The sequence below is a fragment of the Sphingomonas lacusdianchii genome (genome assembly GCF_022664395.1).
Classification (GTDB): Bacteria; Pseudomonadota; Alphaproteobacteria; order Sphingomonadales; family Sphingomonadaceae; genus Sphingomonas; species Sphingomonas lacusdianchii.
Genome location: NZ_JAKRET010000062.1, coordinates 1 through 2,042, shown reverse-complemented (window position 1 = coordinate 2,042; position 2,042 = coordinate 1). Strand labels below are relative to the sequence as shown.

Annotated in this window: 6 protein-coding genes; 1 reads left to right on the top strand and 5 read right to left on the bottom strand. The window is 60.1% G+C overall.

The annotated features are described in order from the left end of the window. Both MF607_RS22420 and MF607_RS22415 read right to left on the bottom strand, forming a co-directional pair. Positions 1-195: hypothetical protein (locus tag MF607_RS22420; protein WP_242122379.1), on the bottom strand; the 195-nt coding region annotated here is incomplete at its 3' end. Between the two features lie 44 nt (positions 196-239). Continuing rightward, positions 240-509 (bottom strand): hypothetical protein, encoded by a 270-nt coding sequence (locus MF607_RS22415; RefSeq protein ID WP_242122378.1) that lies wholly within the window; start codon positions 507-509, stop codon positions 240-242. Between the two features lie 76 nt (positions 510-585). Here MF607_RS22415 and MF607_RS22410 point away from each other — a divergent pair, with 76 nt between their 5' ends. Continuing rightward, positions 586-843 (top strand): hypothetical protein, encoded by a 258-nt coding sequence (locus tag MF607_RS22410; protein ID WP_242122377.1) that lies wholly within the window; start codon positions 586-588, stop codon positions 841-843. Here the strand turns inward: MF607_RS22410 and MF607_RS22405 are convergent. The 3 genes from MF607_RS22405 to MF607_RS22395 all read right to left on the bottom strand — a co-directional run. After that, a complete protein-coding gene (locus tag MF607_RS22405; protein ID WP_242122376.1) occupies positions 822-1,364 on the bottom strand; it encodes a recombinase family protein in 543 nt (180 codons plus the stop codon). The genes MF607_RS22410 and MF607_RS22405 overlap by 22 nt on opposite strands. Positions 1,365-1,394: 30 nt before the next feature. After that, positions 1,395-1,835: a hypothetical protein gene (locus tag MF607_RS22400; RefSeq protein ID WP_242122375.1), complete on the bottom strand. Its 441-nt coding sequence runs from the start codon at positions 1,833-1,835 to the stop codon at positions 1,395-1,397. Beyond that, the coding region (locus MF607_RS22395; protein WP_242122374.1) for a hypothetical protein at positions 1,835-2,042 on the bottom strand (208 nt) is incomplete at its 5' end. The genes MF607_RS22400 and MF607_RS22395, both read right to left, overlap by 1 nt.

The window sequence follows — 2,042 nt, the reverse complement described above, 5'->3', positions numbered from 1 at the left end:
ACTGGAGCGGGCGAAGGGAGGCGAGCGATGGCCTTCTTGAGCGTCATCATCCTGAGCGTTTTCGACCGCTTCCTGACGGCTCTGGACGCGTTGGAGGATGGTCGAGATGGTGACGGGCCGACCATCGTCAGAACTGCCCTGAGACGGCTCTGAGGCCGGTTGCTGACGGTCATTGATGGGTGAGGTGATGGTCATCAGGCCAGACTCTCACGGATCGGCATTTCGTCAAGCAGGTCGGTTCAGCGGCGCGGGAACTCGATGACGTTGCTGCGGTCGAGGAAGGCGTCGATGCCTTCGTCGCGCAGGGTGAGTTCGAAGGCTTCGTTGGCCTCTTGGTCGGTATCGAACAGGTTGTCCCATACGGTCGAGGTGCCGTTCTCGTTGACCACCTCCAGCGCCCATTGGGGGTCGTGTTCGAGCCGGTAGATCATCACCTCGATGCGTGCGCCTTGAACGGTAACTGTGCGCGACAGGCCCGAGTTGACGATGTTGGGGTCACGCTCCTGCATGGTTGGCTCCTGCGGTATCGTTGCCGTGATAGCCGAGCATGGACGACGGGTCATCTCAGGTGATGGGGGGTCCCTTTTGGACGCCGATCTGGCGTCACCGGGCTGCTTCGTGCCGGTTTCGCCGCACGATTTCCCACTGATGGCCGCAGTCGAGGCATTGCCGCTCAGGATCGCCGATGCATGGTGGACAGCAGCCCCCCAGCACGGCTTCACCGCGTTCGACTTCCTCGATGGTCTCCTCGGTGGGCATGCCGAAGCTGATATTGACGCCCCGACGCTTCTTGCAGGCGGGGCAGACGAACAGCCCGACAGTCATGCCGCCAGTGCCCGGTAGACGCTCGCGCGCCCGATCTGGAGACGCTTGGCGATCTCGGTCGCGCCGATCCCGGCCTGATGCAGTTCGCGCACCGCGTCCGTGCTGATCGTCGCCGGTCGCCCGCGATACTTGCCCGCAGCCTTGGCCTTCTCGATCCCCTCGATCTGACGCTCGCGTCGGATGTCATTTTCGAATGCGGCGACGGCACCGAGGATCGACAGCATGAGCCGCCCGGTGCTGGTGTCGGTATCGACCCCGCTCTGGTTGAGGCAGCGGAACGCGACCTTCTTCTCGGTCAGTCGCTCGATGATCTGGTGAAGGTCGCCCACGCTGCGCGCGAGACGGTCGAGTCGGGTAACGACGAGCGTGTCGCCTTCACGGATGAAGTCGAGGGCATCGTTGAGTTGATCCCGGTCGGTCGTTGAGCGTCCGCTGACCTGCTCGCTGAAGACCTTCTCGCAACCAGCCTCGACGAGAGCCTGATGCTGGATATTGAGAGATTGGCTTGTCGAGCTTACGCGACCATATCCGACCAGCATATCGACCCCCTATCCATAACCAACGCACTATTATAGCATATCTTCACTGCCGGATGCTCGCTCATCACCATCAACCTCGATGTCGCGATAAAGGTAGGTTAGATAATGGAAACCCCGGGTGTTGACGGACGAAACGCATGTTGGCCGTGATGCATGAGAATGCAGCGACCGGAGACTTCTGCCCAGATTATCGATGCCATCGCCTTCGAGTTGAGCAACCAGATCAACACTGTCCGGCATTGGCACCATGAGCGAGGCTCGATTGTATGGCCAGTTTTCGATCTGGAGCCATAAACCATCCTTCGTCGTGAAGTTCAGCGCGACTTTGGGCCTTTCACCTTCCATGAGGAGGCTGAGGTGGAAGGCATCTAAATGGTCGACCTCATGGACCGCCATCACGCGGCCTATGTCAGAGCGGAAGGTGAGAACCACCGCCTCACCGACGAGTTCGAGTTCGATCTGGTTGCGCATCAGTGCACCGTCCCGCGATAGCTGTGGGCAACCGTGATCGCCACCGCATCCTCGGAGACGATGATGTATGCCTTCCGCTGGCGCTCACACTGGAGAAAAACGGCTTTGCCGTGATCCTGCTTGATCTCAGCCAATGCTCGCTTGGTAAAGATAATGCTATCAACGCCATGCCGGGATGCCTTGCGCTCTCCGTAGTGGAGAAGCGCC